This window comes from Rhizobacter sp. Root404 (genome assembly GCF_001425865.1).
Classification (GTDB): domain Bacteria; phylum Pseudomonadota; class Gammaproteobacteria; order Burkholderiales; family Burkholderiaceae_C; genus LMDS01.
On sequence record NZ_LMDS01000001.1, the window covers coordinates 766,869 to 777,092 of the forward strand.

A 10,224-nucleotide genomic window follows, 5' to 3' on the forward strand; every position below is an offset into this window, starting at 1 on the left:
CTACTTCGCGTCGTTGATGAAGCAGCCCTTCTTCACCTTGGCCTGCAGCTCGCGGTACTTCTTGAGCTCGGGCTGCAGCGTGGGCGTGTCGCGGATCGAGTTGCCGCGCTCGCCGCCGATCGACATGCCGTTGCTGATGGTCTGCATGGTCGTGTACTCGTCGTACCTGACCTCGGCCGCGAAGGCGTCGGCCGCGCACGAGCACTTGTTGACCATCTCGAAATACGGGCCCGGGTGGGCACGGATGCAGTCCTCGACGTAGAGCACGCGGGCGACGGTCGGGAAGTCGTTCGCGTGCGCGGCACCGGCGGCGAGCACCAGGGCGGCGAGCATCGAGGAACGCAGGGCGAAGGGTTTCATGGAGGTATCCGCAAACGTGGAGGGGCGGCGGCGTCAGGTCCCGGCCCTGGCAGGGGCGCTGTCGGCGCCCTCGATCAGCAGTTCTTCGGCGAGCAGCGGCGAGGCCGCGGCGCCGTTGGCCGTGTCGGCGACCTGGGCGCGGATCGCGTAGATGCCGCCCGGCACCGCATCGGACAGCGTGAACACGTAGCGCTTGTTCGCCAGCCGTTCGAAACGCGGGCGGTTCGGGTCGTCGACATACGGCGTGATCGTGAACTCCTGGCCGGCCACCGACTTGCCGCGGTAGCGCAGCGTCACGTCGCGCTGCTGGGCGCCCTTGTAGACCGCCATCCGGATGCGCTTGCGGAAATAGGCGGCCTTGCCCTTGGTCAGCCGCTCCATCTCGCGGATCTCGCGCTCGAGGAAGAACAGCGTGACCGGATTGCCCGAGGCGCCTTCGACCGGCGGCAGTTCGATCTTGCGCTCGCCGCTCAGGAACTCGCCGCTGGCGTCGCAGCACTTGCCGCTGGCCTGCGGCTTCAGCGCGATCGTGACCTTGTCGTCGAATGCCGGCTCCAGGCTGCCGCTGCGCCGGAACTGGTAGCGCAGCGTCATCGGCGGGCGCAGTTTCGCGAACTGATCGGTCATGAACAGCGCGCGCTCGGCGGGCGAGAAGTCCTTGGCCGGCTCGTCCGCCCGCGCGGTCGCCATCGCCAGCGTCAGCCCGAGCGCCGCCAGCGTTGCGAGGGTCACGTGCTCAGTTCTTCGGTGCGGCATAGGAGGCGTCGACCAGGGGCACGCCGTATTCCTTCAGGATGGCCTGGATGTCGGCCTGGCGCGATTCGAGCAGGCCCTCGACCTGCTGCTTCCATTCACGTTCGCCGTAGCGCACGCCCATCGCCATCTGGTAGTCGAGCTTGACGCCGGGCTCCGACTTGAGCGGCAGCACCACCAGTTGCGGCGTCTTCACGCGCTGCGCGAAATAGCCGGCGATCGGGCCCCAGACGATGGCCGCGTCGAGCTTGCCGCTGGCCAGGTCCTTCTCGATGATCTCGCCCGGGTACTGCTGCGGGTTCGGGTTCATGATCGGGTAGGGCACGCCGCTTTCGAGCAGCTGGTGCTTCGACAGCCATTCCGAGGCCGGCGATCGGTCGTAGATGCCGATGCGCATCGCGCGCAGCCTGGCCGGCTCGAGCGCGAGGAAATCCTGCACCGTGGCGACGTTGTCCAGCCCCTTGCCTTTCGCGAACACCAGCGCGTAGGTCGACCGGTAGTACGGCTTGGTGACGGACACGCCTTCGTCGAAGCCGACCGGCACGCCGATCACGATGTCGCACGGGTAGTCCTGCCCCGGCAGCTTGTAGCGCAGCGTGTTGCGGATGAACGCGAGGCGCTGCGGGAACGAGTAGTAGGTGACCGGCAGGTTCAGCGCCTTGCCGAACACCTCGGCGATGCGGTTCTCGATGCCCTCGCCCTTGGTGTTGGAGAACGGCAGGTTGTTCGGGTCCTGGCAGACCCGCAGTTCGGTGCGTTTCGGCGGCGCGTCCTGCGCTCCCGCCAGCGGGCAGACCGACACCAGCGCGCACGCCAGCGCCAGTGCCGCCGATTTCATTGCGCGGCCTCGACGCGCGCCTTGGTGATGGCGCCGTCGGAGCGGCCCTTCAGGTAGGCGTAGAGGTTGTCGAGGTTCTTCATCACCTCGGCGTTGCCGGAGAACGCGACCATCTGGGTGTTCGGGCGGCCGCTGGTGACCGTCTTGACGAACTCGTCCTTCGACAGCGTCTTCAGGCTGGTGATCAGCGACGGGCCGACCAGGCCTTCCTGGTTCGCGCCGTGGCAGCGGTCGCAGGCGGCGGAACGCCAGGTCTTGAATCCCTGCAGCGTGTTCGCGTCGACCTTGTAGCCGTCGACGACGGTGTAGGGCGCGGCGCCGGGTTTGGCGGACGGCGTCGCCTGGGCGACCGCGGCGATGGCCGGAACGGCGAGCAACAACGAGCAGAGGGTCTTGGAAATCTTCATGGGATGAGTGAGAGATCGAGATTGAAAAAGCGGGGACGGCCTTCCCAACGAATGCCGTCCCCCCGGTTCCCTCAGGCGCCGCGATCGATCGCGGCTGCGTTGTTATCGAGACGTGATCAGTTCGGCAACGCGAACACGGTCAGCGAGCCACCCAGTTCGGTGTACTTCGCCAGATCGCGGTAGCCGCCCACGGCACCCAGGCCATCCTGGTCTTTCTCGAGACCTGCGGCCATGCCGATGCCGGCCCAGCCGCCGATGCCCGAGAATACGCCGATGTACTGCTTGCCCTTGTGCATGTACGAGAACACGTTGCCGATGATGCCCGACGGGGTCTTGAACTTGAAGAGCTCCTTGTTGATGTCCTTCTTGTCGACACACTTCAGGTAGCCCTCGAGCGTGCCGTAGCAGGAGATCCCGCCCGCGGTGTTGAGCGCGCCGCTCCAGACCGAGAACTTCTCGGCGTGGCTCTGCACGATTTTGCCGGTGCTGGCGTTCCAGGTGATGTAGTTGCCCATGCCGCCGTGGCTGCCCGGCGCCGGGAACATCGACAGCGTCGCGCCGACGTACGGCTGGCCCGCGGTGTACTCGACCTTGAACGGCTCGTAGTCCATGCAGACGTGGTTCGTCGGCACGTAGAAGAGCTTGGTCTCCGGATCGAACGAGGCCGGTTGCTGGTCCTTGCTGCCGAGCGCCGCCGGGCAGATGCCCTTGGTGTTGACATCAGGCCCGCCCTTGGCGGTCGAGTACTTCGCGACCACCTGCGGACGACCCGTCTTCATGTCGACGTGGGTGGCCCAGTTGACCTGCGGGTCGTACTTCTCGGCGACGAGCAGGGCACCGGTCACGCGGTCCATCGTGTAGGCGAAGCCGTTGCGGTCGAAGTGCACCAGCGCCTTGGTCGGCTTGCCCTTGACGTCGATGTCGGCCAGGATCATCTCGTTGATGCCGTCGAAGTCCCACTCGTCGTACGGCGTCATCTGGTAGACCCACTTGGCCATGCCGGTGTCGACGTCACGCGCGAAGATGGTCATCGACCACTTGTTGTCGCCGGGGCGCTGCGCCGGGTTCCAGGTCGACGGGTTGCCGGTGCCGTAGTACATCAGGTTCAGCGCCTTGTCGTAGCTGTACCAGCCCCAGGTCGTGCCGCCGCCGGTCTTCCACTGATCGCCCTTCCAGGTCTTCAGCGAGGAGTCGGCGCCGACCGGCGCCATCTTGCCGTCGGTCCAGGTCATCGTCTTGGCCGGGTCGATCAGCATCTCGGCGTCGGGACCGACGCTGTAGCCCTTCCAGGCCAGCTTGCCGTCGGACAGGTTGTACGCCGCGATGAAGCCGCGCACTCCCCACTCGCCACCGCTGATGCCGGTGATGACCTTGTCCTTGAAGATGTGCGGTGCGTTGGTGTTGACGGCGCCGAGCTTCGGATCGCCGTTCTTGACGCTCCAGACCACCTTGCCGGTCTTGGAATCCAGCGCCACCAGCGTGCTGTCGGCCTGCTGCAGGATGACCTTGCCCTCGGCATACGCGACGCCGCGGTTGACCGTGTCGCAGCACATCTGCGGGATCACGGCCGGGTCCTGCTTGGGCTCGTACTTCCAGACGATCTGCTGGTTGTCGAGGTTGACCGCGTACACCTTGTTCGGGAACGGCGAGGTCATGTACATCATGCCGTCGATCACCAGCGGCGAGCCTTCGTGGCCGCGCAGCACGCCGGTCGAGAAGGTCCAGGCCACCTGCATCTTGCCGACGTTGGAGGTGTTGATCTGCTTGAGCTGCGAGTAGCGCTGGTTGTACATGTCCCCCGCCTGCATCGCCCAGTTCCCGGTGTTGGCGATGTTCTTCTCCACATCGGCGTTGGCGAGCGCCAACGCCGGTACAGCGAGCAACGCCAGCCCGAACTGGCGGACCAGTCTCGCGCTCGATTGTCGAGAAACTCTCATTGATGTCTCCTTGCTTTTAAGGTGGTCTGTGGTGTTGCGAAGGTCGCCACCGGATCCCCTCGCGTGCTGTCGCAACAGGCCCTCGTCCGCAACATCCATGCCCATCCGGAAACGCGGGCCAACGCCTCGCTGCGGACATCGAAGCACCCCCCTTCGCGCGGCCTTTCAAGGCCGACAACCTTGGTGAAAACCCTTTCTTTTTCGACTTGAAAATCGGTGAGCGGCAACTCTTTCCGGCGCGAAAAGTGGGACCGCTCGGGCGTGGCGTTGCGCGCCTCGGGGAAATCCCTCGCGCGTGGCATGGTCGCGGCGGTCGCACATCGCGTCGAGCGTGTCGTCAGCCTGAAGTCGGCGCAACGCTTCAACTCACTTTTGGCGCAGAGTGTTCCACTCGCCGAGAGTGGGCGCGCCGCGCAGCCACGATGCGAACGTGCCGGCGAGCGCAGACGGCGCAGAAGTTGCTGTACCGTCCGCGCTGCACCCACCCAGACGCGCGTCGAGCGACGCGCGCTCGCGGACCCGACGACCCCATGCTGCGAACCTCCGATCTGACTGCGCGCGATGCGCCCGCCGGCCGCGGCGGACGGGCGTCGCGCTGGCGTCGCGACGTGGCGCTGGTCGCGGCGCTCACCCTCGTCAGTTACCTGCTGGCCTCGGCCTTCGAACTGCAGGAGGCGCTGGGGCGCGCGCTGGCGCGCTTCGAGCGCTGGCAGGTCGACGAACTGCCGTTCGCGCTGCTGGTGCTGGCCGGCGGGCTGGTCTGGTACGCGTTCCGGCGGCGCCGCGAGAGCGTGGTCCAGCTCGCCCTGCGCGAGCAGGCCGAGGCGCGCGTCGCCGAGCTGCTCGCGCGCAACCGCGAGCTGGCGCAGCAACTGATCGCGCTGCAGGAGAGCGAGCGCCTGGCGCTGGCGCGCGAGCTGCACGACGAGTTCGCGCAGGGCTGCAGCGCGGTGCGGGTCGAGACCGCCTACCTGCTGCATTGCGCTGCCGACGACCACGCGGGCCTGTGCGCCAGTGCGCAGCGTGCCGACGCGGCGGCCCAGTCGCTGTACCGGCTCGTGCGCGACATGCTGCGCCGGCTGCGCCCCGCCGATCTCGACGCACTCGGCCTGGCGGCCGCGCTGGAGGCCCTGTGCGAGGGCTGGCGGCAGCGCACCGGCATCGCCTGCGATCTCGACACGGGGCGCGCGCCCGAGGCCGTGCTGCAGGGGCTGGACGATGCGACGACGATCGCGATCTATCGCATCACCCAGGAGGCGCTGACCAATGTCGCGCGCCACGCCGACGCGACGCGCGTCCGGGTCATGCTGGCGGTCGTCGCGGCGCCGGCCCGCGGCCTCGAACTCGAGATCCAGGACGACGGCCACGGCATGGACACGCGCGTGGCCCGGCGCGGCCTGGGGTTGCTGGGCGCGACCGAGCGCGCCGCGATGATCGGCGGCAGCTTCGAGATCGGCAGCGCGCCCGGCGCCGGTGTGCGGCTCGTGTTGCGCGCGCCGCTCCCGGCGGCGCGCGCCGGGGCCGTGTCGCCGGTCGCGGCGGTGGCGGCATGATCCGCGTGCTGCTGGCCGACGATCACCCGGTGGTCCGCACCGGCTATCGGCGCCTGCTCGAGCAGGCCGGTGACGTGCAGGTGGTGGCCGAGGCCAGCGACGGCGATGCGGCCTACGCCGCGTTCATCGCGGCGCCGCCCGATGTGCTGGTGACCGACCTGTCGATGCCCGGGGGCGGCGGCATGGAGCTGATCCGCCGCGTGCTGTTGCGTGCGGCGGCCGCGCGCGTGCTGGTGTTCAGCATGCACGACAGCCCGCTGCTGGTCCGGCGCGCGCTCGAGGCCGGCGCGCGCGGCTTCCTCACCAAGGCGAGCGCGCCGGACGGCCTGGTCGTCGCGATCCGCGCGCTGCATGCCGGCCAGCGCTACCTCGGCCCGGAGCTGCCGGCCGCGCTGCTGCAGCCGCGCGAACCGCAGCCCGAGACCGAGCGGCTGGCCACGCTGAGCGCGCGCGAGTTCGAGATCTTCAAATTGCTCGCGCAAGGGCACAGCTCCGCCGAGTGCGCGCAGGTGCTGCGGCTGAGTCCGAAGACCGTGGCCAACCACCAGACGCTGATCAAGGAGAAGCTGGGCGTCGTCACCTCCGCAGCGCTCGCGCACCTGGCGCTGCGGCACCGCGTGATCGACGCCGCCGGTGCCTGACCGGTGCGTCGTCGGGAAGTTTTCCCTGGGCCGTCCGCGCCGCCGCCGGTAGGGTGGCGACCACGTTGGACAGCAGCACGGAGACACCCTTGAGAAGAATCGCTGCCGCGGCCCTGGCCGCCCTCGCGCCCGCCGCTTTCGCGCAGGGCGCGCCGGTCGCCACACTGCCGAGGGCCGAGGTCGTGGGCACCACGCCGGTCGCGGGCATCGGCCTGCCCAAGGACCAGATCCCGGCGAATGTGCAGACCGCCAGATCGGCCGACATGGACCGCAGTCACGCGCTCGACCTGAGCGACTTCATGAGCCGCCGGCTCGGCGGCGTGCATGTCAACGAGGTCCAGAACAACCCGTTCCAGCCCGATGTCAATTTCCGCGGGTTCACCGCGTCGCCCTTGCTCGGCACGCCGCAGGGCCTGTCGGTCTACGTCGACGGCGTGCGCATGAACCAGCCGTTCGGCGACGTGGTCAGCTGGGATCTGATCCCGCGCGGCGCGATCGCCAGCATCACGCTGATGCCGGGCTCGAACCCGCTGTTCGGCCTGAACACGCTCGGCGGCGCGTTGTCGGTCGCGACCAAGGATGGGCTCACCTATCCGGGGTCGTCGGTGCAGGTGTCGGCCGGCTCGCATGGGCGGGTCGCGCTGGAATTCGAGAGCGGCGGCAGCCGTGCCGACGGGCTGGACTGGTACGTCAACGGCAACCGCTTCCACGAGCGCGGCTGGCGCCAGGCCTCGCCCACCGACGTGAGCCAGTTGTTCGCCAAGGTCGGGTTCAAGTCGGCCGACACCCGGCTCGCGTTGTCGGCCGCGCTCGCCGACAACACGCTGATCGGCAACGGCATGCAGGAGCAGCGCCTGTTGGCGGCGGACCGCGCGAGCGTCTACACCTCGCCCGACCGCACTGCCAACCGCTCGGCGATGCTGAACCTCGAAGCCCGCCACAGCCTGGACAACGCGTTCAGCCTCTCGGGCAACGCGTACTACCGCCGCATCCGGACCTCGACGCTGAACGGCGACGTCAACGACGAGGCGCTCGGCCAGGCGATTTACCAGCCGAACGCCAACGAGCAGGCGGCGTTGACCGGCGCGGGCTACAGCGGCTTCCCGACCAGCGGCGCCGATGCCGGCAACACGCCGTTCCCGACCTGGCGCTGCATCGCCAACGCGCTGCTCAACGACGAGCCGGCCGAGCTGTGCAACGCCGTGTTGAACACCACCCGCACCCGGCAGGCGAACTACGGCGTGGCGGGCCAGCTGAACTGGGACGGCATGCTCGCCGGGCGCAGCCACGTCGTCGTCATCGGCGCCGCGCTCGACATCAGCCGGGTCGCGTTCACGCAGGGCTCGGAGCTGGGATTCCTGAATCCCGATCGCAGCGTGAGCGGCGTCGGCGCGTTCGGCGACGGCGTCAGTGGTGGCAGCATCGACGGCGAGCCGTACGACACCCGCGTCGACCTGAGCGCGCGCACGCGAACCTGGAGCGTGTTCGCGACCGACACGCTGGCGCTGAACGACCAGACCCACCTGACGCTGTCCGGCCGCTACAACCGCACCGCCGTGACGAACCGCGACGCCATCCTCCCCGGCGGCGGGCCGGGCTCTCTGGACGGCGATCATGTGTTCGGTCGCTTCAACCCGGCGATTGGGCTGACCTGGTCGCCGAGCAATCTGATCGGCGGCTACCTCGGGTACAACATCGGCAGCCGGGCGCCGTCGGCGATCGAGCTGGGCTGCGCCGACCCGGCCAACCCGTGCAAGCTGCCGAACTCGTTCGCCGGCGACCCGCCGCTGAAGCAGGTCGTCACCCGCACGCTCGAGGCCGGCCTGCGCGGCGGCGTGGCGGAGCAGTTCACCTGGAACCTCGGCGTGTTCCGCGCCGACAACCGCGACGACATCCTGTTCGTCGCCGACAACCAGGCCGGCTTCGGCTACTTCAAGAACTTCGGCAAGACACGGCGTCAGGGGCTGGAGGCGGGCGCAAGCGTGCGCGCCGCGGCGGGGCTGAACATCGGCTTCAACTACACCTATCTCGACGCCACCTACCGCAGCGCCGAAACCGTCGACGGCTCGGCCAACAGCAGCAACGACGCGGCGGCGGCCGGCTTCCCCGGTCACGAGGGAACGATCGCCATCGAGCCCGGCAACCGCATCCCGCTGATCCCGCGCCAGATCCTGAAGCTGTTCGCGGACTACCAGCCGAGCCCGGCGTGGACCCTGGGCGCGGACCTGTCGGCCGTCGGCAGCTCGTTCGCGCGCGGCAACGAAAACAACCGGCACCAGCCCGACGGCGTCTACTACCTCGGCAACGGACGCAACCCGGGCTACGCGGTGCTGAACCTGAGCGTCGACTACCGACCCACGCCCCGATGGAGCGTGTTCGTCCAGGTCAACAACGTGTTCGACCGCCATTACGCGAGCGCGGCGCAGCTGGGCGCGACGGCGTTCGACGCGAACGGCAACTTCCGCGCGCGCCCGCTGCCGGCCGACGCCAACGGCGACTGGCCGCTGCTGAACAGCACGTTCTATGCGCCCGGCGCGCCGCGCAGCGTCCGGGTCGGGGTGAAGTACGCCTTCGGCGGCTGAGCCGGGCAGCCGACCATTCGGCGTGCGTCTTGCTTGACGGGCCAGGCGCTCGCCCGGACGCGCTGCGGGTGTTCCACGGGCGGCGCAGAGTGTCCCGCAGAAGGCATGCGGGTTTCAACCGAGCTCCCGCATGAACCGAAACGACGAACTGCTGGCCGACTGGCGTGACCGGGCCCTGACGCTGGAACACGAGGTCGGCCGCGCAGTGATCGGCCAGGCGCGCGTGATCCGCCTGGTCAACACCGCGGTGTTCGCCCGCGGCCACGTGCTGCTGCAGGGCGATGTCGGGGTCGGCAAGACGACCCTGCTGCGCGCTTTCGCGCGGGTGCTCGGCGGGGCCTATGCGCGCACCGAGGGCACGATCGACCTGATGCCCAACGATCTCGTCTATTACACCTACATCAGCGCCGAAGGCCGGCCGGCGGTCGAGCGTGGGCCGCTGATCGAGCACGGCGAGGACCTCGCGATCTTCTTCTTCAACGAGATCAACCGCGCCCGCCCGCAGGTGCACTCGCTGCTGCTGCGCGTGATGGCCGAGCGCAGCGTGCAGGCCTTCAACCGCGAGTGGCGCTTCCCGCACCTGCTGGTGTTCGCCGACCGCAACCGCGTCGAGCGCGAGGAGACCTTCGAGATCGCCTCCGCTGCGCGTGACCGCTTCATGATGGAAGTGACGATCGACGCGCCGGCCGACGAGGACCAGCGCCGCGCACTGATGTTCGACCCGCGCTACCACGACACCGATGCGCTGATCGCCGCGCTCGCGGGCGCGCTGCTCGACCACCGCGAACTGAACGACGTGGCGGCGCAGATCCAGCGCAGCGTGCAGGCCTCCGAGGCGCTGCAGAAGTACGCGCTCGACCTGTGGCGCGCCACCGCGGCGCCGGCCGACTTCGGCGTCAAGCTGGCCGACCTCGACACCGCCCAGCTGATGCTCGCCGGCGCCAGCCCGCGCGGCATGAGCATGCTGCTGCGGGCTGCACGGGTCACGGCGTGGCTGGGGGGTCGCGACTACGCGACGCCCGAGGACGTCCAGGCGGTCTTCGACGTGACGATCGCCCACCGGCTGTGCTTCCAGCCGGTCTACGAGATGCGCCGCCAGGAGATCGCCGCGCCGCTGATCGCCGGCATCCTGGGCAGCGTGGCGGCGCCCTGA

General features: G+C 69.0%; 9 protein-coding genes. 4 read left to right on the forward strand and 5 right to left on the reverse strand.

From position 1 onward, the window contains the following. The 5 genes from ASC76_RS03445 to ASC76_RS03465 form a co-directional block, all read right to left on the reverse strand. Positions 1-360 carry a hypothetical protein gene (locus ASC76_RS03445; RefSeq protein WP_056462357.1) on the reverse strand — a complete coding sequence of 120 codons (360 nt, stop codon included), beginning with the start codon at positions 358-360 and terminating at the stop codon, positions 1-3. A gap of 33 nt (positions 361-393) precedes the next feature. Further along, positions 394-1,092 carry a hypothetical protein gene (locus ASC76_RS03450; RefSeq protein ID WP_200947091.1) on the reverse strand — a complete coding sequence of 233 codons (699 nt, stop codon included), beginning with the start codon at positions 1,090-1,092 and terminating at the stop codon, positions 394-396. Positions 1,093-1,096: 4 nt separating this feature from the next. Further along, positions 1,097-1,951 carry a quinoprotein dehydrogenase-associated putative ABC transporter substrate-binding protein gene (locus tag ASC76_RS03455; RefSeq protein ID WP_056462364.1) on the reverse strand — a complete coding sequence of 285 codons (855 nt, stop codon included), beginning with the start codon at positions 1,949-1,951 and terminating at the stop codon, positions 1,097-1,099. Next, positions 1,948-2,358: a cytochrome c gene (locus ASC76_RS03460; RefSeq protein ID WP_056462368.1), complete on the reverse strand. Its 411-nt coding sequence runs from the start codon at positions 2,356-2,358 to the stop codon at positions 1,948-1,950. The genes ASC76_RS03455 and ASC76_RS03460 overlap by 4 nt, the downstream gene beginning before the upstream one ends. A gap of 116 nt (positions 2,359-2,474) precedes the next feature. Then, positions 2,475-4,295 carry a methanol/ethanol family PQQ-dependent dehydrogenase gene (locus tag ASC76_RS03465; RefSeq protein ID WP_056462371.1) on the reverse strand — a complete coding sequence of 607 codons (1,821 nt, stop codon included), beginning with the start codon at positions 4,293-4,295 and terminating at the stop codon, positions 2,475-2,477. Positions 4,296-4,825: 530 nt separating this feature from the next. On the opposite strand from ASC76_RS03465, the gene ASC76_RS03470 reads away from it, so the two are divergent. The 4 genes from ASC76_RS03470 to ASC76_RS03485 all read left to right on the forward strand — a co-directional run bounded on the left by ASC76_RS03470 (position 4,826) and on the right by ASC76_RS03485 (position 10,224). Further along, positions 4,826-5,848 (forward strand): ATP-binding protein, encoded by a 1,023-nt coding sequence (locus ASC76_RS03470; RefSeq protein WP_056462374.1) that lies wholly within the window; start codon positions 4,826-4,828, stop codon positions 5,846-5,848. Further along, positions 5,845-6,489, forward strand: a complete 645-nt coding sequence (locus ASC76_RS03475; protein ID WP_056462377.1) for a response regulator transcription factor — start codon at positions 5,845-5,847, stop codon at positions 6,487-6,489. The genes ASC76_RS03470 and ASC76_RS03475 overlap by 4 nt, the downstream gene beginning before the upstream one ends. An 89-nt stretch (positions 6,490-6,578) precedes the next feature. Further along, positions 6,579-9,071 carry a TonB-dependent receptor gene (locus ASC76_RS03480; RefSeq protein WP_235580328.1) on the forward strand — a complete coding sequence of 831 codons (2,493 nt, stop codon included), beginning with the start codon at positions 6,579-6,581 and terminating at the stop codon, positions 9,069-9,071. 130 nt (positions 9,072-9,201) lie between these two features. Then, complete coding sequence (locus ASC76_RS03485; protein WP_056462381.1) at positions 9,202-10,224, forward strand: MoxR family ATPase; 1,023 nt, start codon at positions 9,202-9,204, stop codon at positions 10,222-10,224.